The organism is Kineosporia sp. A_224 (assembly GCF_002198655.1).
Taxonomy (GTDB): Bacteria; Actinomycetota; Actinomycetes; order Actinomycetales; family Kineosporiaceae; genus R-H-3.
This window is the reverse complement of record NZ_MWLN01000224.1, coordinates 12,855-35,140: the sequence shown is the minus strand read 5'-3', so window position 1 is coordinate 35,140 and position 22,286 is coordinate 12,855. Positions and strand designations below refer to the sequence as shown.

Genomic DNA, 22,286 nt, shown 5'->3' with positions numbered 1-22,286 from the left:
GTGATGATCGACCCCGGAGCGTTCGTCCGGCCACCCGGACGGCCGATCTGAGGCGCATGACCATGACCCAGCAGGACGACGTCCGCGTCGAGGACCACCGGGTGCAGGCGGAGGTCCGCCGGCTCGGCTTCTTCGCCGCCCTGGACAGCATCACGTGGCACGCCCGCTCGCAGGTCACCGAGCACCTCGCCGACGTCACGGCCGCCTCCTCGCGCGCCGCCTACGTGGGCTGGCTGCGGCGGGCGACCTCCGGGTGGTCGGTCGTGCCCCTCCCGACCGGCCCCGCGGCCACCGAGCCGTGGCCGGTCGCGGCCGTCGACCCCTCGTGCACCGGCGTCCGGGCGATGCTCAGCGCCGACCTGCGCGACCACGCGCCGGCGACCCGGCCGACCCTCGTCGCGATCCCGGTGACGGCCGCGGACGACGTCCGCTGCGCCGCCGCCGCCTACACCGTCGTCGCGACGGCGCACACCGTCGCGGCCCTCGGCCCGGCGGTCCTCGACCTCGCGAGCGGCTTCGAGCAGCCGGACGCCGGCACCCGCTACGTGCGCCGCTGCATCGATCTCGACGCCGTCCGCGACGAGGTGCGGCACGACCTCGTGTCGTGGGCCGACCAGACGGGCCCGGCCGAGACCGACCGGATGATCCGCACCTCGCTCGCGCTCCTGGAGACCCTCGGCACCGCGCTGACCATCACCCGCCGCCGCGGCTGGTGACGTCGGGCCCGACAGCTCGCGCCCGCGCGCGGCTCAGCCCTGAAGGGGGGCGAGGCCGCGCGCGGCGCGGATCTGCTCGACGATGCGGCCCATGATCTCGGTGAGCCCGTAGTCCTTCGGCGTGAAGACGGCCGCGACGCCCTGCGCGACGAGGAGCTCCGCGTCGTCCGGCGGCACGATGCCGCCCACGACGACGGGGACGTCGTCCAGCCCGGCGGCCCGCACGCCCGCGAGCACCTCGGGCACGAGCTCGAGGTGCGAGCCCGACAGGATCGACAGCCCGACGCAGTGCACGTCCTCGGCGACCGCGGCCGCGACGATCTGCTCCGGGGTGAGCCGGATGCCCTGGTAGACGACCTCGAACCCGACGTCCCGGGCGCGGACGGCGACCTGCTCGGCGCCGTTCGAGTGCCCGTCGAGACCCGGCTTGCCGACGAGCAGCCGCAGCCGGCCGCCGAGCTCCTCGCCGGTGCGGCGCACCGCCTCCCGGACGGCCGCGAGCTCGCGGCCTGCGGCGTCGGCGGCCTCGGTGAGCGCCGCGGTCGTCGTCCCGGCCGACGACAGCCCGGCCGCCGGCTGGCTCGCGCCGGTCACGCCGGTCGGTGCCCGGAACTCCCCGAAGACCCCGCGCAGCGCCTGCGACCACTCCCCCGTCGTCACCCCGGCCCGGGCGCACTCCAGGCTCGCGGCCATGAGGTTGGTGTCGGTCTTCGCGTCCTCGACGAGGCGGCGCAGCGCGTTCTCGGCGGCCTCCCGGCCCTCCGGGGTCGCGTCCCGCTGCGCGCGCCAGGCCCGCACCGCCTCGACGGCGTGCGCCTCGACGGCGTGGTCGACGGTCTGGATCGCCGTCCTGAGGTCCGCGGTGAGCGGGTTCGGCTCGGTCGTCGTGAACCGGTTGACCCCGACGACGACGTCCTCGCCGGACTCCACCCGCTGCCGGCGCAGGGCGTGCGAGGCGACGAGCGCCGACTTCATGTAGCCGCTCTCGACGGCCGCGACGGCGCCGCCCATCGCCTGGATCCGGTCGATCTCGGCGCGTGCGCCGTCGAGGACCTCGGCCGTGAGGCGCTCGACGACGACCGACCCGTCGAAGAGGTCCTCGTACTCGAGCAGGTCGGACTCGAAGGCGAGCACCTGCTGGATCCGCAGCGACCACTGCTGGTCCCACGGCCGGGGCAGTCCGAGCGCCTCGTTCCAGGCCGGCAGCTGGACGGCGCGCGCCCGGGCCTTCTTGGAGAGCGTCACGGCGAGCATCTCCAGGACGATCCGCTGAACGTTGTTCTCCGGCTGCGCCTCGGTGAGCCCGAGCGAGTTCACCTGGACGCCGTACCGGAACCGGCGCTGCTTCGCGTCGGTCACGCCGTAGCGGTCCCGGGTGATCTCGTCCCACAGCTCGACGAAGGCGCGCATCTTGCACAGCTCCTCGACGAACCGCACGCCTGCGTTGACGAAGAACGAGATCCGCTGGACGACCTCGCCGAACCGGGCGTCGTCCACCTGGCCGCTCGCCCGCACGGCGTCGAGCACGGCGATGGCCGTGCACATCGCGAACGCGACCTCCTGCACGGGCGTCGCGCCCGCCTCCTGGAGGTGGTAGCTGCAGATGTTCGTCGGGTTCCACTGCGGCAGGTCGGCGACCGTGTGGGCGACCATGTCGGTGATGAGCCGCAGGCTCGGCCCGGGCGGGAACACGTACGTGCCCCGCGACAGGTACTCCTTGATGATGTCGTTCTGCGTCGTCCCCGCGAGCGCCGCGACGTCCGCGCCCTGCTCCGCCGCGACGACCTCGTAGAGCGCGAGCAGCCACATCGCCGTCGCGTTGATCGTCATCGACGTGTTCATCTGCGCCAGCGGGATGCCGTCGAAGAGCGCGCGCATGTCCCCGACGTGCGACACCGGCACGCCGACCTTGCCGACCTCGCCGCGGGCGAGCACGTGGTCGGGGTCGTAGCCGGTCTGGGTCGGCAGGTCGAAGGCGACCGACAGCCCGGTCTGGCCCTTGGCGAGGTTGCGCCGGTACAGCGCGTTGGACTCCGCCGGGCTCGAGTGGCCGGCGTAGGTCCGCATGACCCACGGCCGGTCCTTCGGACGGCGGTTCGTCGTGTCGCTCATCGGTGGCCTCCCGGCGCGTCGGCGCGTGCCAGTGGCGCACGCGGCCGTGCTCGTGACGCTACCGGCGGGTCCGGACGGCGGTCAGGGCCCCGCGCGTGAGCAGGCTCACCCCAGGGCGCTGTCGACGTAGCACCAGCGCCACGCCTCGCCGAGCTCGACCGAGCGCATGACCGGGTGCGAGGTCGTGCGGAAGTGCGCCTCGGCGTGCCGGTTCGGCGAGGAGTCGCAGCACGCGACGTGCCCGCAGCGCAGGCACATCCGCAGCGCCACCCACGTCCGCTCGCCGATCGCCACGCAGTCCTCGCACTCGTCGGTGTCGGACGTCGGCACGGCGACGATCGGCTCGTCGCGCAGGTGCTGGCAGGCGTCGCCACGGTGCGGGGCGAGGATCTCGGCGTCGGTGGCGGCCGACCCCGCCGTGAACGACGCGAGGAGCGCCTCCTCCTGGTCGAGGCGCTCCATGACGCCCTCGAGGACCTCGGCGGCGACCTTCCCGGAGCGGTGCACGGTGACGACGACCGACCGCTCCGCCTGGAGCATCTCGACACGCAGCCGGCGGAAGGCCTGGGCGGGCGTCTCCTCGTCGGGGCGGCTGCGGCCGAGCCGCTCCCACACCGAGTGCGCGAGCCGCTCGCCCCAGGCCTTGAGCGAGACGACGATGTCCGCCGGCGCGCTGCCGGCGACCTCGTCGAGCCGGTCCCGGCCGGCCTCGACGGCGCGCTGCATGACGAGCGCCTGCTGGAGGGCGTCCTGAGCCTGGTCGGGGCCGCGGACGCCGAGCAGCCGGACGACGGCGGGCAGCGTCGTCCCCTGGACGAGCAGCGTGCCGGCGACGACCCCGAACGCGGTGATGAGGATGACCTCGCGGTGCGGTGTGTCCGGGTCCAGGGAGAACGCCGCCGCGAGCGTGACGACGCCGCGCATCCCGGCCCACGACACGAGCGCGACGTGCCGCCAGGACGGCGCATCGGGCTCGGCCCGGCGCACCCCGGGCAGCAGCCGGGGCAGGTACGTCGCCGGGTACATCCAGACGATCCGCGACACGACGACCGTGAGGACGACCGCGAGCACGAACCACGCGATGGTCGCGTTCGAGTCCTCGCTGTCGTTGGCCGCCATGAGCAGCTCGCGCAGCTGGAGCCCGATGAGGACGAAGACGACCGACTCCAGGAGGAAGGTGACCGTCCGCCAGATCGTCCGCTCGGTGACCCGGGACGCCGCGGACTGGATCTCCGGCGAGCGGTGGCCGAGGATCAGGCCGGCCACGACGACCGCCAGGACCCCGGAGCCGTGCACCTTCTCCGCGACGAGGTAGGCCGAGTACGGGACGACGAACGACAGCGTCGTGTCGAGCACGGGGTCGCTGACCCGGCGCCGGACGACGCTCGCGACCTCGGCGACGACCCAGCCGCCGAGCAGGCCGAGGACGACCGCCCGTACGAAGTCCGTGCCGATGTCGACGAGCGTGACGCTGCCGGCCAGGGCCGCGACCGCCATCCGCAGGGTGACCAGGGCGGTGGCGTCGTTGAGCAGGCTCTCGCCCTCGAGGATCGTCACGACCTTGCGGGGCATCCCGACCTGGCGGGCGACCGCGGTCGCGGCGACGGCGTCCGGCGGGGCGACGATCGCGCCGAGCGCGAGCGCGGCCGCGAACGGCAGGTCCGGCAGGACGAGCATCGCGACACCCGCGACGGCGAACGCGGTCGCGAGGACGAGCGCCACCGAGAGCAGCCCGATCGGCCGCCGGTTCCGCCGCATGTCGACGAACGGCGTCCGGATCGAGGCCGCGTAGAGCAGCGGCGGCAGGAACCCGACGAGCGCCAGCTCGGGGCTCAGCGGGTACTCCGGCACCCCCGGCACGAACGACACGGCGATGCCGACCACCGTGAGCACGAGCGGGGAGGACAGCCCCCACCGGGACGCGACGCCGGCGACGGCCGCCGAGCCGGCGATCAGGGCGACGATCTCGAACGGCTCGACCACCGCTGAACTATCGCACGCAGCCCCGCGGCCGGCGCGCGAGACGCCGTCAGGAGGCGGCGGCGAGCGGCTCCACGGTGAGCACCCGGTGCAGCCGGGTGGCCCGCAGCAGCCGGAGCTGGCGGGGCGGGACCTCGGTGAGCACGAGCCGCCGTCCGGCCTGCTGAGCCCGCCGGTGCGCCCCGACGATGACGCCGAGGCCGCTCGCGTCCCAGATGTCCAGGCCGCCGAGGTGGACGAGCACGTCGCCCTCGCCGTCGTCGATCGTCGAGTGCAGCACCGCCCGGGCGACGGGGGCGCTACGCCCGTCGAGCCGGCCGGCGACCTCGATCTCCGCTCCGCGACGGACGACCTCGATCCGCAGATCGGTTCGCATGTCACGCCCCCTTCCGTGCTGCCGAGCGGCGACCTGGTCGCCGCTCCCCCCACACGCCGGCGAGTACGTCCCGACATCAGAGACGACGCCGGTCGAGCCTGTTCCGTTCACATCGGCCTGCAAGGAAACCTCAAGTATCACGTTTGGTAGCGATTGATGACGCAAGGTTAGCGATCGACCGTCCTGCGGTCCCGTCTCACGCGCCGGGCCGTGAGACAACTGTGACCCGCGGGACACGATGGCAGCCACGTCCGACAGGTCGGACACGTGCGGAACGCCGCGCAGGTCCGCCCGGACGCCGTCCCGGCGGCGGGATGCGCCCGCTGCGGGAACACCGCACACTGCTCCTGATGACCGGCTGGGGAAGCCTCTCCTACGCCTTCGGGCCCCTGCTCGCGTTCGGGGTGGTGGGCGTCATCGTGCTGCTCCTGCGCTGGGCCTTCGCGCACGGGACGTCCCTCGTCGAGCGCCGCCCGGAGGCGGGCAGCCCCGAGGAGTACGGCCTGCTCGTCCGGGTGGCCGCGCCCCGCACGTTCGTCGAGGCCGAGGTGATGCGCCGCCACCTCGAGGACGCCGGCCTGCGCGCGACGCTCGCCCCGACGACGCAGGGCCCCGCCGTCATGGTCTTCCCGGACGACGTGAAGAACGCCCGCCTCGTGCTGCGGTCGGCCGGGCACGAGCCGGGCTGACGCGGCCCCGCCCCGCGGCGGGCGCGACGGTCACACGAAGGCGAAGTCCGGGTGCTCGACCCGGGACACGTTCGCCCCCAGCGCCCGCAGGGCGTGGTCCATCCGCTCGTAGCCGCGGTCGATGTGCCGCGCCCCGGAGACGACCGTCTCGCCGTCCGCCACGAGCCCGGCGATGACGAGGGCGGCTCCGGCCCGGATGTCGCTGGCCTCCACCGGCGCCGCGGACAGCCGCGGCACGCCGCGCACGAACGCGTGGTGGCCGTCGACGCGCACCTGGGCGCCGAGCCGGGCGACCTCCTGGACGAACCGGAAGCGGGCCTCGAAGAGGTTCTCGGTCACCATCGCAGCGCCCTCGGCCACGGCGTCGAGGGTGATGACGAACGGCTGCAGGTCGGTCGGGAAGCCCGGGTACGGCAGGGTCGCCACGTCGATCGCGCGCGGCCGCTCCGGGCCCACGACGCGGAAGCCGTCGCCGAGCACCGACACCTCGGCGCCGGCGAGGGTGAGCTTGTCGAGGACCACCCCGAGGTGGCCGGGCTCCCCGTTGCGGACGACGACGTCGCCGCCGGTGATCGTCGCGGCGAACGCCCACGTGCCGGCGACGATCCGGTCGGGCACGACGCGGTGGTCGACCGGGGTCATCGCCTCGACGCCCTCGACCGTGAGCACCGACGACCCGATCCCGTCGATCTGCGCCCCCATCCGGCGCAGCATCCGGCACAGGTCGACGATCTCCGGCTCCCGGGCCGCGTTCTCGATCGTCGTCGTCCCCCGGGCGAGGACGGCCGCCATGAGGAGGTTCTCCGTCGCCCCGACGGACGGGAAGTCGAGCCGGACCTCGGCGCCGTGCAGCCCGTCGGGCGCCTCCGCGACGAGGAAGCCGTGGTCGACCCGGATCTGCGCGCCGAACGCGGTGAGCCCGAGGATGTGCAGGTCGAGCCCGCGGGAGCCGATCGCGTCCCCGCCGGGCAGCGCGACGTCCGCCGAGCCGCACCGGGTCACGAGCGGCCCGAGCACGCTGATCGAGGCCCGCATCGCCCGCACGAGGTCGTAGTCCGCCCGGTGGCCGGGGGTCTGCGGCACGGTGATCGCGACGACGCCGGCCTCCGGGTCGTGCTCGACCTCGCACCCCAGGCGCCGCAGCAGCTCCGCCATGATCCGGACGTCGACGATGTCCGGCACGTCGGACAGCGTCGTCCGGCCGGTCGCGAGCAGCGACGCGGCCATGAGCTTGAGGACGCTGTTCTTCGCGCCCGGGACCCGGACGTCACCGGCCAGGCGGGTGCCACCGACCACCCTGAAGGCTTCCACCCGCCGAATCGTAGGGCCCCGGCGGGCCGCTCCCGACCAGGGCCCGGCTGGGCTGTGAGCGGTTCCACCGGCGGCGCCGGGCGCCCCGGGGACGGACTGCCTAGGCTGGCGCCCATGGTGAACCTGACGCGCATCTACACGAAGACCGGGGACGACGGCACGACGTCGCTGGGCGACTTCAGCCGGACGTCCAAGAACGACCCGCGCCTGGTCGCCTACGCCGACGTCGACGAGGCGAACAGCGCGCTCGGGGTCACCCTCGTCTGCGCGGCCGACAGCCTCGACGCCGACGTCGCGGACCTGCTGCGCCGGGTGCAGAACGACCTGTTCGACGTCGGTGCGGACCTGTGCACCCCGCTCACGGCGAACCCGGCGCACCCGCCGCTGCGGGTCACCGCGGAGTACGTCACCGACCTCGAGACCGCCTGCGACCGCTACAACGAGGCGCTGCCGCCGCTGCGGTCGTTCATCCTGCCCGGCGGGACGCCGGCCTCGGCCTACCTGCACGTCGCACGGACCGTGACCCGGCGCGCCGAGCGCGCGGTCTGGGCGGCCGTCGACGCGCACGGCACCGGCGACGAGGGCGGCGTCAACCCGCTCACCGCCCAGTACCTCAACCGGTTGAGCGACCTGCTGTTCATCCTCTGCCGCTACGCCAACCGGGACACCGGGGACGTGCTGTGGGCGCCGGGCGGCGGCCGGGCGACCCCGCCGCAGGAGGACTGACCCCCGCCCATCCCCGAGTTACTAGCCCGTATGACCCAGTTGCTGGGTCATACGGGCTAGTAACTGCGGGGGGCAGGGAGGTCAGGCGACGTTGATGCCCTGGCCGGGCGGGGCGGACTCGACCCACGCCGCGAGGCCGTTGTACGCACCCTCGCTCATCGCGAGCTCGACGGTCACCGCGCCGTAGGCGCAGCGGACGACGACCCAGCCCGGGAGCACCGTGCCGGCCTCCGGGCCGGTCGGCGCGTGCTGGCCGAGGATGACGAGGCGCCCGCGCTCCAGCGACCGCGCGGGACGCAGGCTCCAGGCGAAGAACCGGAACCAGTCGAGCCGGTCGCGCTCGTAGCGCGCGAGCCCGAGCATCCAGCTGCCGGCGAGGTGCGCCCGCGCGCCGCCGCGCACCTCGCGGCGCATCGAGCAGTCGAACGTGCCGACGTCACGGCTGAGGACCAGCCGCCGTGCGACGAGGGAGCCGAAGCCCAGCACGAGGACCGCGACGGCCGTCGCGAGCGCCGTCAGGGGTACGACCAGGTCCTCCACGCCGCCGCCGTCGCGACGTCAGTTGGCGGTGGACCCGGAGGCGACGGCGGCCATGTCCGAGACGACGGTGACGCGGTCGTGCTCGACGGACAGGAACCCACCCTCGGCCGTCACCGTGATCTGGTCACCGGACGTGGGGCGGATCGTCAGCTCACCGGACGCGAGCACCGCGAGCACCGGCGCGTGGCCGGGCAGGATGCCCAGGTCGCCCTCGACGGTCCGCGCGATGACCATCGACGCCTCGCCGGACCAGACCTTGCGGTCGGCGGAGACGAGCTCGACCTGCAACGGCACGGGATCCTCCAGGGGATGAGAAGTCGTCAGGATACGCAGCGCACGGGACCCCGGTCGCCCGGGGTCCCTGCGCGCGTCAGGTCAGGCGCCGGTCTGCTTCTTGATCTCGGCAGCCTTGCGCTCGACGTCGTCGAGCCCGCCGCACATGAAGAAGGCCTGCTCCGGCACGTCGTCGTACTCGCCGTCCGCGATCTTCGTGAACGCCTCGATCGTGTCCGCGATCGGGACGAACGAGCCCTCGAGGCCGGTGAAGACCTTGGCGACGAACGTGTTCTGCGAGAGGAACCGCTCGATGCGGCGCGCCCGCTGGACGATGATCCGGTCCTCCTCCGAGAGCTCCTCGACACCCAGGATCGCGATGATGTCCTGGAGCTCCTTGTTGCGCTGGAGGATCTGCTTGATCCGGATCGCCGTGTTGTAGTGGTCGGCGGAGATGTACCGCGGGTCGAGGATCCGCGACGTGGACGTCAGCGGGTCGACGGCCGGGTAGATACCGAGCGAGGCGACCGTCCGGGAGAGCTCCGTCGTCGCGTCGAGGTGCGCGAACGTCGTCGCCGGGGCCGGGTCGGTGTAGTCGTCGGCGGGGACGTAGACGGCCTGCATCGACGTGATCGAGTGGCCGCGCGTCGACGTGATGCGCTCCTGGAGCACGCCCATCTCGTCGGCGAGGGTCGGCTGGTAGCCGACGGCGCTCGGCATGCGGCCGAGCAGCGTGGAGACCTCGGAGCCGGCCTGCGTGAACCGGAAGATGTTGTCGATGAACAGGAGGACGTCCTGCTTCTGCACGTCGCGGAAGTACTCCGCCATCGTCAGCGCGGAGAGCGCGACGCGAAGACGGGTGCCCGGCGGCTCGTCCATCTGGCCGAAGACGAGGGCCGTGCGCTCGATGACGCCGGTCTCGGTCATCTCCGCGATGAGGTCGTTGCCCTCACGGGTGCGCTCGCCGACACCGGCGAACACCGACACGCCACCGAAGTTCTCGGCGACGCGGTAGATCATCTCCTGGATGAGAACCGTCTTGCCGACGCCCGCACCACCGAAGAGGCCGATCTTGCCGCCGAGCACGTAGGGCGTGAGCAGGTCGATGACCTTGATGCCCGTCTCGAACATCTCGGTCTTGCTCTCGAGCTGGTCGAAGGCCGGCGCCTTGCGGTGGATCGGCCAGCGCTCGGTGATCTCGAGGGTCTCGCCCTCCTTGAGGTTGAGGCAGTCCCCGATGGTGTTGAAGACGTGGCCCTTGGTCACGTCGCCGACGGGCACGTTGATCGCGGTGCCGGTGTCGGTGACGGCCGAGCCGCGGACCATGCCGTCGGTCGGCTGCATCGAGATGGCGCGCACGAGGTTGTCGCCGATGTGCTGGGCGACCTCGAGCGTCAGGGTGCGCGTCACGTCGCCGAGGGTCACGTCGACGTGGAGCGCGTTGTACATCTCGGGCATCGAGTCCGCGGGGAACTCGATGTCGACGACCGGCCCGATGACGCGCGAGACGCGGCCGACACCCGCGGCGCCGGCCTCGGCGGCGTTCTCAACAGCAGTGGCAGTCATGTCTCTCTCACTCTCGGGTCGTACCGACGTCGGTCTGGCAACGGTTCTGGCAGCGGTTCTGGCAGCACGTTTCGGCTGCCGGGTGGAACAGGTGCCGGCCGTCAGGCCGACGCGGAGGCGTCGGCGAGCGCGTTCGCGCCACCGACGATCTCGCTGATCTCCTGGGTGATCTCCGACTGGCGCGCGGTGTTCGCGAGCCGCGTGTAGCGCTTGATGAGCTCCTCGGCGTTGTCGGTCGCCGACTTCATCGCCCGCTGCCGCGCCGCGAGCTCGCTCGCCGCGGACTGCAGGAGGGCGTTGAAGATCCGGCTCTCGACGTACCTCGGCAGCAGTGCGTCGAGCACCGCGGCCGCCGAGGGCTCGAACTCGTAGAGCGGCAGGACGTCGTCCGGCGCGGGCGGCTCGTCACCCTCGACGACCTCGAGCGGCAGCAGCCGCACGACCTCGGGGGTCTGCGTGACCATGTTGACGAAGCGGGTGGAGACGATGTGGATCTCGTCGACGCCGCCCTCCTCCGTCGGCCGCAGGAAGGCCTCGATGAGCGCGTCGGCGATCTCCTTGGCGTTCTCGAACTGGGGTGCGTCCGAGAAGCCCACCCACTCGGCCGCGACCGTCCGCCGGCGGAACCGGTAGTAGGACGAGCCCTTGCGGCCGGCGATGAAGGGGACGACCTCCTTGCCCTCGCCGCGCAGCAGCTCGGCGAGGCGCTCCCCCTCCTTGATGACGTTCGAGGAGTACGCGCCGGCGAGACCGCGGTCGGAGGTGACGAGCAGCATCGCCGCCCGGGTCACCTCACGCTTCTCGGTGGTCAGCGGGTGGTCCTCGTTGGAGTACGTCGCGACCGCCGACACCGCACGGGTGATGGCCCGTGCGTACGGGGCGGACGCCGCCGTGCGCTGCTGCGCCTTGACCATCCGGGACGCGGCGATGAGCTCGAACGCCCGCGTGATCTTCTTCGTCCCCTGCACCGCCTTGATGCGGCTTCGGTAGACGCGGAGCTGTGCTCCCATGCCGTGCCTCCTCCCTGCCCCTGTGCCGGAACCGTCAGCCGCGCTTCTGGCGGACGATCTTCTCCTGCTCGACCTCGGCCTCGTCGAGCGCCTCGGCGCTCTCCTTGCCGAGCGACGCCAGGGACTTGCCCTCACCGGTCTGGAAGCCGCGCTTGAACTCGCGGACGGCGTCCCGCAGGGCGTTCTCGGTGTCGTCGGTCACCGCGTTCGTCTCGCGGATCGTGTCGAGCACCTTGGTGTTGCGGCGCAGGTGGTCGAGCAGCTCGTTCTCGAAGCGGCGGACGTCCTCGGTCGGGACGTCGTCGAGCTCGCCGCTCGTGCCGGTCCAGATCGAGACGGCCTGCTCCTCCATGGCGAACGGCGCGTACTGCGGCTGCTTGAGCAGCTCGACGAGCCGCTGGCCGCGGGCGAGCTGGGCGCGGGACGCCGCGTCCAGGTCGGAGGCGAACATCGCGAACGCCTCGAGGGCGCGGAACTGCGCCAGGTCGACGCGCAGCGAGCCGGAGACCTTCTTCATCGCCTTGGTCTGCGCCGCGCCACCGACGCGGGAGACCGAGATGCCGACGTTGATCGCGGGCCGGACGTTCGCGTTGAACAGGTCCGACTCGAGGAAGATCTGGCCGTCGGTGATGGAGATGACGTTCGTCGGGATGTAGGCCGAGACGTCGTTCGCCTTGGTCTCGACGAAGGGCAGACCCGTCATCGAGCCGCCGCCGAGGTCGTCGGACAGCTTCGCGCAGCGCTCGAGGAGCCGGCTGTGCAGGTAGAAGACGTCACCCGGGTAGGCCTCACGGCCCGGCGGACGGCGCAGCAGCAGCGACACGGCGCGGTACGCCTCGGCCTGCTTGCTCAGGTCGTCGAAGATGATGAGGACGTGCTTGCCGGCGTACATCCAGTGCTGGCCGATGGCCGAGCCGGTGTACGGGGCGAGGTACTTGAAGCCGGCGGCGTCGGAGGCCGGGGCCGCGACGATCGTCGTGTACTCCAGGGCGCCGTTCTCCTCGAGGGAGCGGCGGACCGACGCGATCGTCGAGCCCTTCTGGCCGATGGCGACGTAGATGCAGCGGACCTGCTTCTTCGGGTCGCCGGACGCCCAGTTGGCCTTCTGGTTGATGATCGTGTCGAGCGCGACGGCGGTCTTGCCCGTCTGCCGGTCGCCGATGATCAGCTGGCGCTGGCCGCGGCCGATCGGGGTCATCGAGTCGATGGCCTTGATGCCGCTCATCATCGGCTCGTTGACGCTCTGCCGCTGGACGACGGACGGCGCCTGCGTCTCGAGCGCGCGGCGCGCCTCGGAGGCGATGTCGCCGAGGCCGTCGATCGGGTTGCCGAGCGGGTCGACGACCCGGCCGAGGTAGGCGTCACCGACGGGGACCGAGAGGATCTCGCCGGTCCGGCGCACCTCCTGGCCCTCCTCGATGCCGCTGAAGTCGCCGAGGATGACGACGCCGACCTCGCGGACGTCGAGGTTCAGCGCGAGGCCGAGCGTGCCGTCCTCGAACTGGAGCAGCTCGTTGGCCATGACGCTCGGCAGGCCCTCGACGCGGGCGATGCCGTCGCCGGCCTCGCTGACGCGGCCGACCTCTTCGCGCGAGGCAGCGCCCGGCTCGTAGGACTGGACGAAGGCGTCCAGGGCGTCCCGGATCTCCTCCGGACGGATCGTGAGCTCCGCCATCGTGAAAGTCCCTGCTCTCTGTCCTGTGGACCGTCTCGTCCGGCCCCTCACCGGGACCGAGATGTCTTCGTGCTGGTGTGTCAGCGGTGGTGCGGTGCCGGCCGGGCCGGCGTGCGTGGAGCGGTGGTCAGCCGGCCATCCGGCGGCGGGCCTCGTCGAGCCTGCCGACGACGGTGCCGTCGATGAGCTCGCCGCCGACCTGCACGCGCAGGCCGCCGACGACCGCCGGGTCGACGTCGGCGTTGATCCGGATCTCGCGACCGTAGAGCCGTTGGAGGGCGGCGGCGAGCCGGTCACGCTGGGCCGATGTCAGCGGGACCGCGGAGGTGACCTCCGCGACGAGCTGACGGCGGCGCTGCGCGGCGGCCTCGACGTAGCCCTCGAGCACGGCCTCGGTGCGCTGCCCCCGCGGGGCGGTCGCCGCCTGGACGGCGAGGCGCACCGTCTCCGGGGCGGCCTTGCCGGCGAGCAGCGTGCGCACGAGCTGGGCCTTGCGGTCGGCGCCGGCCGTCCGGGCCGAGAACGCGTCGCGCAGGGAGTTGTCCCCCGCGACGGTCCGCGAGAACCGGAACAGCTCGTCCTCGACCGCGTCGAGCCGGCCGGCCTGCTCGGCGCCCGCGAGGACGGCCGAGACGCCGAACGACTCCACGGCGTCCGTGAGGTCGGCCGGGCGCGACCAGCGGGCGCGGGCCAGGCCCGCGACGAAGTCGGCGGTCGTGCTGCCGATCCGGCTGCCCAGGAGCTGCGTCACCAGGCCCGCCTTCGCCTCACCGTCCCGCGAGGGGTCGGTGAGGGCCCGCCGCAGACCGGCGGACGAGGCGAGCACGTCGGTGACGCCGAGGAGGTCCTCGCCGACCCGCGCCGGGTCGGTGCCCGGCACGGACAGCAGCGCCGCGAGGCGCTCCTGACCGGCGGCGAGGGACTCCCGGCTGACGCCCTGGACCATCAGGACACCCGGCCCGCAGGCTCGGCGCCCTCGATCTCGGCGAGGAACCGGTCGACCACACCGCTCGCGCGGACGTGGTCCTCGAGGGACTCCCCGACGATCCGCGACGCGAGGTCGGTGGCGAGCCGGCCGACCTCGCCGCGCAGCTGGACGACCGCCTGCTGGCGCTCGGCCTGGATCTGCTGCTGCGCCGCCGCGGCGATGCGGTTCGCCTCGGACTGCGCACGGTCACGCATCTCGGCGATGATCGTGGCGCCCTCGGCCCGGGCCTCCTCACGGATGCGCGAGGCCTCGGCCCGTGCCTCCGTGAGCTGCGCCTGGTACTCCTCGAGCGCCTTGGCGGCCTCTTCCTGCGCCTTCTCGGCCTTCTCGATCCCGCCCTGGATGGCAGCGGTGCGCTCGTTGAAGATCTGCTCGAGCCGCGGCACGACCTTGCGGGCCACCACGACGTAGAGGATCGCGAACACGAGGAAGCCGAAGATCAGCTCACCGAGGTGCGGGAGGACGGGGTACTGCAGCCACGAAGGAAGGACCTCGTCGCCTTCAGCGGCCACGAGGACTGCTGCGATCTGCACGCTGGCTCCTCAGGTAGTCGTCGGACGCGGAGCGAGGATCACTGAGGGGGCGTGCCCGCGAAGACGAACGCGAGCGCGATGCCGAAGATGGCGAGCGCCTCGGCGAGGGCGAAGCCGAGGATGGCGATCGGCTGGAGGATGCCGCGGGCCTCGGGCTGACGCGCCACACCGCTGACGTAGGCGGCGAAGATCAGGCCGACGCCGATACCCGGGCCGATGGCGGACAGGCCGTAGCCCACGATCGCGAGGGAACCGTACATGGTCTCTCTTCCTTCTGTGTCGTCGCCAGTGACCGGCGACGGGCTGGTGGTGCGCTCCTCAGCTGGGCGCCGGGAGACGACTCGGACTGCTGGTGCCGGTGGTGCCGTGCTCTGGTGGTGCGAGTGCGGTACTGCCCGAGCCGGGGCCCGGAGGTCGGTGCTCCGCCTCAGTGCTCGTCGGTCGCGAGGGAGCCGGCGATGTAGAGCGCGGTGAGGAGCGTGAAGACGTACGCCTGGAGGAACTGGACGAAGCCTTCGAAGAGCGTCATGACGAACCCGCCGAGGAACACGAGGACACCCGTGCCCTTGACCGCGATGCCGGTGTCGCCGAAGAGCAGGTGCTCCCCGCCGACGACGCACAGGACGAGCAGGATGTGGCCCGCGAACATGTTGCCGAAGAGCCGCAGCGCGAGCGTCACGGGCCGCGTCACGAAGTACGTGAGCAGCTCGAGGAAGAAGATGAGCGGCACGATCAGCCAGGGCAGACCCGCCGGGACCATGTGGCGGAAGTAGCCGCCGAGGCCCATCGAGCGGATGCCGACGACGTGGTAGACGACGAACACGATGAGGGCCAGCGCGAGCGGGAAGCCGAACCGGCTCATCGTCGGGTACTGGATCGGCGGGATGATGCCGAAGAGGTTGTTCGTCAGGATGAGCATGAACATCGTGAAGAGGAGCGGGACGAACCGGAGGAAGTCCTTGCTCCCGAGGATGTCCCGGCCCAGGCCGTTGCGGACCATCCCGTAGACGCTCTCGGTGACGAACTGCGCCTTGCCGGGGACCAGTGCCATCTTGCGCGTCGACAGCAGCAGCCAGACGGACAGCAGGACGACCGAGAAGACCGCCATGACCATCGGGCGGGTGAGCGCGAACTGGGAGTTGCCGCCCCAGAGCGGCTGCCAGAACGTCTCGATGGGGTCGGGGGCCTCGAAGCCGGTGCCCTCACCGGCAGCGAGCAGGCTGCTCACGAGGTCTCCTTACTCAGCGTGACCGGCGTCGTGGGACGCCGAAGGCGGGCGTCGGTCGTGCGCACCGTATCGGAACCACACCAGGTAGAGAGCAAGGCCCATGCCGCCGAGGATGCCGACCACCACGAAGACGGGCTTCGTGCCGAGCCAACGATCCACCAGCCAGCCCAGGCCTCCGTAGAGGAGTGGTCCGCTGATGAGGTGCGCGAGGACGGTCCACGCCTCTGCTTCGCCAGCGGCGCCGGCTGAGCGGTGGGCGTCGTCGTCCATCAGCACGGACCCTATCAGTGAGACGTAGGTCCTGATGACTGTCCGGAACCGTCGTGACCTGCGACGTCATGCGTCGTCCCGGCGTCCGGGGAGGAGCCGAACGCGAGCACCCGCAGGCGCCCGGCGGTCCGCACGTGACCGATGAGCCAGGCCGTCGACGAGGCGAAGATGGCGACGCCGACGAAGAACTGGTCGAGCCACCCGGCCCGGGCCAGGGCGAGGAACGCGAGCCCCAGGACGAGCACGCTCGTCCCGTACGCGAGCACCGCGGAGACCATCACCGCAGGTGGCGACCATCGTGAACTTGTGCGCACGACGAGCGGGCCGACGACGAACGCACCCACGGTGAGCAACGCACCGATCGCCGCGCCGACCATGGAGCGCCATCCCCAGAAGGCGCCGGCGACGACGACGAGGGCTCCGGCGGCCAGCGCGGGGTACGCCCCGCCGCGGATCGTGGCGGCCCAGGCGCGGTCCGAGAACTCGTCCGCGGTCGCGTCATCCATGATCGAAAGACCTCTCGGCAGTGCTTGTGAAATCTGTCACGAAGTCCCGGGTCGGGGCTCGTCCGGTCACGATACGTGGCCCCTGCGGGCCCGTCCGCCGAGCCAGCGCCCCCGCAGCGGCCCGAGCGTCACGAGCACCGCGGCCGTGACGGCCGCCAGGCCCAGCGCGAGGGCCGTCATCGGCTCGAGGAAGGCCGAGGAGGCGACCCCGAAGGCGAAGGTCGCCGTCCACACGTACATGACGAGGACGGCGTTCGCGTGGCTGTGCCCCAGGCGCAGGAGCCGGTGGTGCAGGTGGAGCTTGTCCGGGGTGAACGGCGACTTGCCGGTCCCGACCCGGCGCACGATGGCCCAGCCCATGTCGACGAGCGGCAGGGCGAGCACGGCCAGCGGCAGCACGAGCGGGAGGAACGCGGGCACGACCTGCGCGTTCGACAGCTCCCCCGGGTCGAACTGCCCGGTGATGGAGATCGTCGAGGTCGCGAGCAGCAGGCCGATGAGCATCGAGCCGCTGTCGCCCATGAAGACCCGGGCCGGGTTGAAGTTGTGCGGCAGGAAGCCCAGGCAGCAGCCGACCATGGCCGCCGTGACGAGCGTGGCCAGCGAGGAGTAGTCCGTCGGGTCGAACGTGTAGCGCGAGAGCAGGTAGGAGTAGACGAAGAAGGCGGTGCCGGCGATCGCGACGATGCCGGCCGCGAGACCGTCGAGGCCGTCGACGAAGTTCACCGCGTTCACCGCGACGACGACCGCGACGATCGTCAGGACGATGAGCCCGTTGCGGCTGATGATCGTCTGGCCGCCGAGCGGGAGCGCGACGAGCTGGACGCCGCCCTGCCAGGCCATCAGCCCGGCGGCGAGCGACTGCCCGGCGAGCTTGGTGACGGCGTCGAGGGTCCACAGGTCGTCGGCGACCCCGAGGGCGCAGACGGTGCCCGCCCCGAGCAGCACGCCCCAGGGCGCGCCGCCGTCGTCGAAGGTGCGGTCGAGGAAGGGCGTCCGGCTCGCGACGAGCAGGGCGACGGCGAACCCGAGGAACATCGCCAGGCCGCCCATCCGCGGCACCGGCACGCTGTGGACGTCGCGGTCCCGGACCGGGGTGATCGCCCCGACCCGGCGCGCGAGCCTGCGCACGAGCGGCGTCGTCAGGTAGGTCACGGCGAACGCGACGAGCAGGACGAAGACGTAGGCGCGCACTAGCGGGCGGCCTCGCTGTCGGTCCCGGCCGGTTCGGCGTCCGGTTCGGCGTCCGGTTCGGTGCCCGGGTCGGCGTCCCGGTCGGGTGCCGGCTCGACGGCACTCGTGTCGAGGTCGGGGACGACGGCCCGCAGCGCGTCGAGGCCGATCGCACCGACCCGCAGCACCCGTGGCGGCCGGGAGCTGTCCGTCCCGTCGACGACGGTCGACAGCGCCGTGCGGGTCATCGGCCCGGCGTCGAGGTAGACGTCCACGGTGGTGACGAGCGCGGCCCAGGCGTCCTCGTAGGTGAGCGGCACGGCGGCGTGCTCGGTCCCGGGCCGGTTCGCGCTCGTGACGGCCATCGGGCCGGTCTTCTCGAGCAGCCGCAGCGCGACCGGGTGCATCGGCATCCGCAGCGCGACGGTGCCGGAGCCGTCGCCGAGGTCCCACGTGAGGGTCGGCTGGTGCGTGCAGAGCAGCGTCAGCCCGCCCGGCCAGAACGCGTCCGCCAGGTCCCGGACGCCGGAGTTGAAGCCGGTCGCGAGGCCGTCGAGGGTGCGCCCGTGGGCGACGAGCACCGGGGGCGCCTGCCGGCGGCCGCGGGCCTGCGCCATGAGCGCGATCCCCGCGTGCGAGAACGCGTCGGTGCCCACGCCGTACGCGGAGTCGGTGGGGAGCACGACGAGCAGGCCCTCGGAGACCGAGACGGCCGCCCGCGAGATGCCACGCTCTCGCTCGCGCTCGTCGAGGCAGTCGAAGCGGAAGCTCACGAGGACGAGTCTGGCACCCGGCGGGCCACGAGGGTGCGCGGGCGCCCCGCGAGGTCGGTGAGGGTCCGCGCGTCGGTCCAGCCGGCGCCCGCGACGAGCGCCCGGGCGGAGTCGCCCTGGACGTCGGCGTGCTCCATCGCGAGGACGCCGCCCGGTCGCAGCAGGGCCGCCGCGCACGCGACGACCGCGCGCGGCACCTCGAGCCCGTCCGTGCCGCCCCCGTAGAGCGCGACCTCCGGGTCGTGGTCGCGGACCTCGGGCTCGGTCGGGACCATCCCCGGCGGGATGTACGGCGGGTTCGCGAGGACGACGTCCGCACGGCCGACGACGTCGGCGAGCAGGCCGGCGTCCGCGCGGGTCACGTCCCCGGCCCGGACGTCGACCCGGTCGCCGAGCGAGAGCCGCTCGACGTTGCGGCGGGCCCAGGCGACGGCGGACGGGTCGAGCTCGAGCGCGACGACCCGCGCCTGCGGCACCTCGTCGGCGACCGACAGCGCGACGGCCCCGGAGCCCGTGCACAGGTCGACGACGAGCACCTGCCCGGCACCGTCCGCGACGAGCCGGCGGGCGACGTCCACGCCGAGCCCGGCGAGCAGCTCGGTCTCGGGCCGGGGCACGAACACCCCGGGGCCCACGGACAGCTCGATGCCGCGGAAGCCCGCGGTGCCGGTGAGGTGCTGCAGCGGGACCCGGTCGGCGCGGGCGTCGACGAGCCGCTCGAGGGTGTCCGCCTGCGCGGGGGTCAGGGCGTCCCCGAGGACGACGCGGCGGGACAGCTCGGCCCGCGGGACGCCGAGCGCGTGCGCCACGAGGAGCTGGGCGTCCGCGGGCGGCGAGGAGACCCCGGCCTCGGTGAGCCGGGCGATCGTCGAGGCGAGCGCCGTCCGCAGCGGCAGACCGGTGGCGGCCGGCGGCTGCGGGCCGGTCACGGGGACACCTCGGTGGCGGCCAGCCGGGCCGCCTCGTCGAGCGTCACGCAGGACCCGACGACGGGTTCGAGGTCGCCCGCGAGCACCTGGTCGAGGTTGTACGCCTTGTAGCCGGTCCGGTGGTCGGCGATCCGGTTCTCCGGGAAGTTGTACGTCCGGATCCGCTCCGAGCGGTCGACGGTGCGGACCTGGGAGCGCCGGGCCTGGGACGCCTCGGCCTCCGCGGCCTCGGCGGCGACGGCGTGCAGCCGCGCGCGCAGGATGCGCAGCGCCTGCTCCTTGTTCTGCAGCTGGGACTTCTCGTTCTGGCAGGAGACGACGATCCCGGTCGGCACGTGGGTGATCCGCACGGCCGAGTCGGTCGTGTTCACCGACTGCCCGCCCGGGCCGGAGGACCGGAAGACGTCGATCCGCAGGTCCTCGGGGTCGATCGTCACCTCGACCTCCTCCACCTCGGGCAGGACGAGGACGCCGGCGGCGCTCGTGTGGATCCGCCCCGCCGACTCGGTGACGGGCACCCGCTGCACCCGGTGGACGCCGCCCTCGTACTTGAGCCGGGCGTAGACGCCCTCCCCCGGGGCCGGCGTTCCGCGCGACTTCACGGCGACCGAGACGTCCTTGTAGCCGCCGAGGTCGGAGTCGGTCGACTCGATGACCTCGGTCTTCCAGCCGCGGCGCTCGGCGTACCGCAGGTACATCCGGAGCAGGTCGCCGGCGAACAGGGCGGACTCCTCGCCGCCCTCCCCCGCCTTGATCTCGAGGATGACGTCGCGGTCGTCGTCCGGGTCCCGCGGCACGAGCAGGCGGCGCAGGTGCTCGTGCGTGCCGGCCTCGAGGGCCTCGAGCTCGGGCAGCTCGGCGGCGAAGGAGGCGTCGTCGACGGCGAGCTCGCGGGCCGCCTCGACGTCCGCGAGCGCCACGGCCCAGGCCCGGTGCGCCTCGACGACGGCGCCCAGCTCGGCGTACCGGCGCCCGAGGGTGCGGGCCAGCCCGGCGTCCGCGTGGACGCCGGGGTCGGCGAGCCGGGTCTCGAGCTCTGCGTGCTCGGAGAGCAGCGGCGCGACGGCCTGCTCGAGCGCCCGGGCGGCGTCCACGGTCTGGCCGGACATGACGTCCTCGTCCTCTCAGCGGCTCCGAACGGCCGGCAGGCGAAGGTGCGGGCAAAGCAGAGGCGCCGGTGGCGCGCCGCGGACGTGCGGGTCGAGCCCGTCGTCCGCGGCGGCGCACCGGCGCCGCCGGAAGCTAGTTGGCCTGCTTCTTCCCGTAGCGCTGCTCGAACTTCGAGATGCGGCCACCGGTGTCGAGGATCTTCTGCTTGCCGGTGTAGAAGGGGTGGCACTGGCTGCAGACGTCGGACTGGATGACGCCGCCCTTCGCCGTGCTGCGGGTGGTGAACGTGGAACCACAGGTACAGGTCACCGTGGTCTCCCGGTACTCCGGGTGGATGCCGCTCTTCACTGATTCGCTCCTCGGGTGTCAGGCCGCCGGGTCGCCCGCGCGCCGTCTGCGCGCTGCGTGAACCGGAGCCTCGTCCAGTGTGCCAGACCTGTAACCACGCCCTGACCACGCCCATTCCCGCCGGGGCCGGCCCCCGGGGCCCGACCGCCCGCCGCACGCGGAGAGCCGTTCACCGACGCCGGCGGCCCGCGGGCGCCCGTGGGGACGTAGGTCGCCCCGCCCCCGGACGGGTGCCGACGACGCTGGCGGGACCGCACCGACGCCAGGGAGCCGAACCATGACCGGTGCTGCCGTCGCAGAGCCGACGCAGGCCGAACCGCCGGCCGCACCCGGGCCGGAGGCGGGCCCGCTCGCCGCCCTCGGCATCCGCAGGCGGTCGTTCCTCACGTGGACCGCCCGGATCACCGCGCTGCTGGCGCTCCCCGCGGCGCTGCGGCCCCAGGTCGCGCAGGCGGTCGAGGCCGCCGTCACGTCCGGGGAACGGCCGACCCTGGTGTGGCTGGAGTTCCAGGACTGCACGGGCGACACCGAGTCCTTCCTCCGGGCCCGCAACCCGAGCGTGAGCCAGGTGATCCTCGACCTCGTCTCCGTCGACTACCAGGAGACGATCATGGCCGGGGCCGGCGAGGCGGCCGAGGCGTCCAAGGCCGCGGCGATCGCCCGGGGCGGGCACATCGTCGTCGTCGAGGGGTCGGTCCCGCTCGGGGCCGGCGGCGGCTACTGCGTCATCGGCGGCAGGTCCGCCGAGCAGATCCTCACCGAGGCGGTCAAGGGCGCGGCGGCCGTCATCAACGTCGGCTCGTGCTCGGCGTACGGCGGGCTGCCCGCGGCGGCCCCGAACCCGACGCACGCCGTCGCGGTCGCGGACGTCGTCCAGGGCGTCCCGATGGTCAACCTGCCGGGCTGCCCGGCGAACGTCGACAACATCACCGCGACGCTCGTGCACTACCTGACCTTCGGGCAGCTGCCGCCGACCGACGAGCAGGGCCGGCCGCTGTTCGCCTACGGCGAGCGGATCCACGACAACTGCCCCAAGCGCGGCCACTTCGACGCCGGCCAGTTCGCGCTGGCCTTCGGCGACGAGGGGCACCGCAAGGGCTGGTGCCTCTACAAGCTGGGCTGCAAGGGCCCGAGCACGTGGCACAACTGCTCGACGCAGAAGTGGAACGGCGGCACGAGCTGGCCGATCCAGGCCGGCGCACCCTGCGTCGGCTGCTCCGAGCCCGGCTTCTGGGACACCATGACGCCGATGTACCGCCGGCTCCCGGACGTCACCGGCGTCGGCCAGGACCTCAGCGCCGAGAAGATCGGTCTCGGCCTCGTCGGCGCGACCGCCGTCGGCGCGACGGTCCACGGCGTCGTCAAGGTCGCCCGGACCCGCCGCCAGCTCGCGGCCGAGGCGCCCGCCGTCCCGCCGCCGCCCCCGGNCCCTGCCGCCCACCGAGCACGACGCC

At 73.0% G+C, this 22,286-nt stretch carries 23 protein-coding genes and 1 pseudogene; 4 read left to right on the top strand and 20 right to left on the bottom strand.

All coding sequences use genetic code 11. From position 1 onward, the window contains the following. The first annotated feature begins 62 nt into the window (after positions 1-62). Positions 63-716: a hypothetical protein gene (locus EDJALFJO_RS29810; protein WP_088289962.1), complete on the top strand. Its 654-nt coding sequence runs from the start codon at positions 63-65 to the stop codon at positions 714-716. A 33-nt stretch (positions 717-749) separates the two neighbouring features. Here EDJALFJO_RS29810 and EDJALFJO_RS29805 read toward each other — a convergent pair whose 3' ends face one another. The 3 genes from EDJALFJO_RS29805 to EDJALFJO_RS29795 all read right to left on the bottom strand — a co-directional run bounded on the left by EDJALFJO_RS29805 (position 750) and on the right by EDJALFJO_RS29795 (position 5,184). Further along, complete coding sequence (locus EDJALFJO_RS29805) at positions 750-2,828, bottom strand: protein meaA (protein ID WP_088289961.1); 2,079 nt, start codon at positions 2,826-2,828, stop codon at positions 750-752. 105 nt (positions 2,829-2,933) lie between these two features. Next, positions 2,934-4,811: a Na+/H+ antiporter gene (locus EDJALFJO_RS29800; RefSeq protein WP_088289960.1), complete on the bottom strand. Its 1,878-nt coding sequence runs from the start codon at positions 4,809-4,811 to the stop codon at positions 2,934-2,936. A gap of 46 nt (positions 4,812-4,857) precedes the next feature. After that, positions 4,858-5,184 carry an STAS domain-containing protein gene (locus EDJALFJO_RS29795; protein WP_088289959.1) on the bottom strand — a complete coding sequence of 109 codons (327 nt, stop codon included), beginning with the start codon at positions 5,182-5,184 and terminating at the stop codon, positions 4,858-4,860. A gap of 350 nt (positions 5,185-5,534) precedes the next feature. On the opposite strand from EDJALFJO_RS29795, the gene EDJALFJO_RS29790 reads away from it, so the two are divergent. Next, positions 5,535-5,873: a hypothetical protein gene (locus EDJALFJO_RS29790; RefSeq protein ID WP_088290018.1), complete on the top strand. Its 339-nt coding sequence runs from the start codon at positions 5,535-5,537 to the stop codon at positions 5,871-5,873. Between the two features lie 30 nt (positions 5,874-5,903). Here the strand turns inward: EDJALFJO_RS29790 and murA are convergent, their stop codons facing one another. Beyond that, complete coding sequence (murA, locus tag EDJALFJO_RS29785) at positions 5,904-7,184, bottom strand: UDP-N-acetylglucosamine 1-carboxyvinyltransferase (RefSeq protein ID WP_088289958.1); 1,281 nt, start codon at positions 7,182-7,184, stop codon at positions 5,904-5,906. Positions 7,185-7,298: 114 nt separating this feature from the next. Here murA and EDJALFJO_RS29780 point away from each other — a divergent pair, with 114 nt between their 5' ends. Continuing rightward, the gene (locus EDJALFJO_RS29780) at positions 7,299-7,910 is read left to right on the top strand and encodes a cob(I)yrinic acid a,c-diamide adenosyltransferase (protein WP_088289957.1); all 612 of its coding nucleotides are present in this window, start codon (positions 7,299-7,301) and stop codon (positions 7,908-7,910) included. 81 nt (positions 7,911-7,991) lie between these two features. Here EDJALFJO_RS29780 and EDJALFJO_RS29775 read toward each other — a convergent pair whose 3' ends face one another. The 16 genes from EDJALFJO_RS29775 to rpmE all read right to left on the bottom strand — a co-directional run bounded on the left by EDJALFJO_RS29775 (position 7,992) and on the right by rpmE (position 20,832). After that, positions 7,992-8,450 (bottom strand): DUF2550 domain-containing protein, encoded by a 459-nt coding sequence (locus EDJALFJO_RS29775; protein WP_088289956.1) that lies wholly within the window; start codon positions 8,448-8,450, stop codon positions 7,992-7,994. Positions 8,451-8,468: 18 nt separating this feature from the next. Further along, positions 8,469-8,744, bottom strand: coding sequence for a F0F1 ATP synthase subunit epsilon (locus tag EDJALFJO_RS29770; RefSeq protein WP_088289955.1), 276 nt, complete (start codon positions 8,742-8,744; stop codon positions 8,469-8,471). 81 nt (positions 8,745-8,825) lie between these two features. Beyond that, complete coding sequence (atpD, locus tag EDJALFJO_RS29765) at positions 8,826-10,289, bottom strand: F0F1 ATP synthase subunit beta (protein WP_088289954.1); 1,464 nt, start codon at positions 10,287-10,289, stop codon at positions 8,826-8,828. A gap of 101 nt (positions 10,290-10,390) precedes the next feature. Beyond that, complete coding sequence (locus EDJALFJO_RS29760) at positions 10,391-11,299, bottom strand: F0F1 ATP synthase subunit gamma (protein WP_088289953.1); 909 nt, start codon at positions 11,297-11,299, stop codon at positions 10,391-10,393. 34 nt (positions 11,300-11,333) lie between these two features. Further along, on the bottom strand, positions 11,334-12,974 hold the full coding sequence (gene atpA, locus EDJALFJO_RS29755) for a F0F1 ATP synthase subunit alpha (protein ID WP_088289952.1): 1,641 nt from the start codon (positions 12,972-12,974) through the stop codon (positions 11,334-11,336). Between the two features lie 127 nt (positions 12,975-13,101). Continuing rightward, positions 13,102-13,920 (bottom strand): F0F1 ATP synthase subunit delta, encoded by an 819-nt coding sequence (locus EDJALFJO_RS29750; protein WP_088289951.1) that lies wholly within the window; start codon positions 13,918-13,920, stop codon positions 13,102-13,104. Further along, a complete protein-coding gene (locus tag EDJALFJO_RS29745; protein ID WP_233150114.1) occupies positions 13,920-14,495 on the bottom strand; it encodes a F0F1 ATP synthase subunit B in 576 nt (191 codons plus the stop codon). Before EDJALFJO_RS29745 ends, EDJALFJO_RS29750 begins: the two co-directional genes overlap by 1 nt. A gap of 38 nt (positions 14,496-14,533) precedes the next feature. Then, a complete protein-coding gene (locus EDJALFJO_RS29740; protein ID WP_088289950.1) occupies positions 14,534-14,755 on the bottom strand; it encodes an ATP synthase F0 subunit C in 222 nt (73 codons plus the stop codon). A gap of 167 nt (positions 14,756-14,922) precedes the next feature. Further along, a complete protein-coding gene (gene atpB / locus EDJALFJO_RS29735; protein WP_088289949.1) occupies positions 14,923-15,723 on the bottom strand; it encodes a F0F1 ATP synthase subunit A in 801 nt (266 codons plus the stop codon). 9 nt (positions 15,724-15,732) lie between these two features. Beyond that, positions 15,733-15,993, bottom strand: coding sequence for an AtpZ/AtpI family protein (locus tag EDJALFJO_RS29730; protein WP_088290014.1), 261 nt, complete (start codon positions 15,991-15,993; stop codon positions 15,733-15,735). A 14-nt stretch (positions 15,994-16,007) separates the two neighbouring features. Next, the gene (locus EDJALFJO_RS29725; RefSeq protein ID WP_088289948.1) at positions 16,008-16,499 is read right to left on the bottom strand and encodes a hypothetical protein; all 492 of its coding nucleotides are present in this window, start codon (positions 16,497-16,499) and stop codon (positions 16,008-16,010) included. A 66-nt stretch (positions 16,500-16,565) separates the two neighbouring features. Beyond that, positions 16,566-17,693, bottom strand: coding sequence for a glycosyltransferase family 4 protein (locus EDJALFJO_RS29720; protein ID WP_088289947.1), 1,128 nt, complete (start codon positions 17,691-17,693; stop codon positions 16,566-16,568). After that, the gene (locus EDJALFJO_RS29715; protein ID WP_088289946.1) at positions 17,693-18,445 is read right to left on the bottom strand and encodes an L-threonylcarbamoyladenylate synthase; all 753 of its coding nucleotides are present in this window, start codon (positions 18,443-18,445) and stop codon (positions 17,693-17,695) included. Before EDJALFJO_RS29715 ends, EDJALFJO_RS29720 begins: the two co-directional genes overlap by 1 nt. Then, positions 18,442-19,374, bottom strand: a complete 933-nt coding sequence (gene prmC / locus EDJALFJO_RS29710) for a peptide chain release factor N(5)-glutamine methyltransferase (protein ID WP_233150113.1) — start codon at positions 19,372-19,374, stop codon at positions 18,442-18,444. The genes EDJALFJO_RS29715 and prmC overlap by 4 nt, the downstream gene beginning before the upstream one ends. Beyond that, positions 19,371-20,483: a peptide chain release factor 1 gene (gene prfA / locus EDJALFJO_RS29705; protein WP_088289945.1), complete on the bottom strand. Its 1,113-nt coding sequence runs from the start codon at positions 20,481-20,483 to the stop codon at positions 19,371-19,373. Before prfA ends, prmC begins: the two co-directional genes overlap by 4 nt. Before the next feature lie 133 nt (positions 20,484-20,616). Further along, a complete protein-coding gene (gene rpmE, locus EDJALFJO_RS29700) occupies positions 20,617-20,832 on the bottom strand; it encodes a 50S ribosomal protein L31 (protein WP_088289944.1) in 216 nt (71 codons plus the stop codon). A 277-nt stretch (positions 20,833-21,109) separates the two neighbouring features. Here rpmE and EDJALFJO_RS36610 point away from each other — a divergent pair. Continuing rightward, positions 21,110-22,259: pseudogene (locus tag EDJALFJO_RS36610) on the top strand (hydrogenase small subunit); the annotation flags it as partial. Positions 22,260-22,286: the final 27 nt, after the last annotated feature.

Excerpts from the sequence above, each read along its gene's own strand:
- EDJALFJO_RS29750 (WP_088289951.1), bottom strand. The coding sequence starts at position 13,920 with ATGGTCCAGGGCGTCAGCCGGGAGTCCCTCGCCGCCGGTCAGGAGCGC.
- EDJALFJO_RS29780 (WP_088289957.1), top strand. The coding sequence starts at position 7,299 with ATGGTGAACCTGACGCGCATCTACACGAAGACCGGGGACGACGGCACG.
- prfA (WP_088289945.1), bottom strand. The coding sequence starts at position 20,483 with ATGTCCGGCCAGACCGTGGACGCCGCCCGGGCGCTCGAGCAGGCCGTC.
- atpD (WP_088289954.1), bottom strand. The coding sequence starts at position 10,289 with ATGACTGCCACTGCTGTTGAGAACGCCGCCGAGGCCGGCGCCGCGGGT.
- EDJALFJO_RS29795 (WP_088289959.1), bottom strand. The coding sequence starts at position 5,184 with ATGCGAACCGATCTGCGGATCGAGGTCGTCCGTCGCGGAGCGGAGATC.
- EDJALFJO_RS29810 (WP_088289962.1), top strand. The coding sequence starts at position 63 with ATGACCCAGCAGGACGACGTCCGCGTCGAGGACCACCGGGTGCAGGCG.
- atpA (WP_088289952.1), bottom strand. The coding sequence starts at position 12,974 with ATGGCGGAGCTCACGATCCGTCCGGAGGAGATCCGGGACGCCCTGGAC.
- EDJALFJO_RS29805 (WP_088289961.1), bottom strand. The coding sequence starts at position 2,828 with ATGAGCGACACGACGAACCGCCGTCCGAAGGACCGGCCGTGGGTCATG.
- EDJALFJO_RS29725 (WP_088289948.1), bottom strand. The coding sequence starts at position 16,499 with ATGGATGACGCGACCGCGGACGAGTTCTCGGACCGCGCCTGGGCCGCC.
- EDJALFJO_RS29760 (WP_088289953.1), bottom strand. The coding sequence starts at position 11,299 with ATGGGAGCACAGCTCCGCGTCTACCGAAGCCGCATCAAGGCGGTGCAG.
- EDJALFJO_RS29740 (WP_088289950.1), bottom strand. The coding sequence starts at position 14,755 with ATGTACGGTTCCCTCGCGATCGTGGGCTACGGCCTGTCCGCCATCGGC.
- EDJALFJO_RS29790 (WP_088290018.1), top strand. The coding sequence starts at position 5,535 with ATGACCGGCTGGGGAAGCCTCTCCTACGCCTTCGGGCCCCTGCTCGCG.
- EDJALFJO_RS29730 (WP_088290014.1), bottom strand. The coding sequence starts at position 15,993 with ATGGACGACGACGCCCACCGCTCAGCCGGCGCCGCTGGCGAAGCAGAG.